This is a genomic window from Affinundibacterium flavidum, from assembly GCF_014284175.1.
Taxonomy (GTDB): domain Bacteria; phylum Pseudomonadota; class Gammaproteobacteria; order Burkholderiales; family Burkholderiaceae_D; genus Undibacterium; species Undibacterium flavidum.
Window position 1 is genome coordinate 1 of sequence record NZ_JACOGA010000070.1, and the last position, 257, is coordinate 257.

A 257-nucleotide genomic window follows, 5' to 3' on the forward strand; every position below is an offset into this window, starting at 1 on the left:
CTTCATTAATCGTTGCACCGTTTTGTGGTTAATTAATTCCCCTAATTGTCGTATTGCCGCCGTCACGCGACGATAGCCGTAGCGACCATGATGCTTGTCATAGATGGCGCGAATGCGTTGTTTGATCACAGCATGCTTATCCTCGAGGAGCGATTGTTTGTGTTGGTAGTAAAACGTACTGCGTGCCATACCAACCACCTCGAGCACCTGTGCGATCGGATATTGCTGCCTTAGTTCATCGACTATTTGCGCTTTCT

At 47.9% G+C, this 257-nt stretch carries 1 protein-coding gene; it reads right to left on the reverse strand.

The genetic code is table 11. From position 1 onward, the window contains the following. A partial coding sequence (locus tag H8K55_RS21400; RefSeq protein WP_186944270.1) for an IS3 family transposase occupies positions 1-257 on the reverse strand: 257 nt, incomplete at both ends.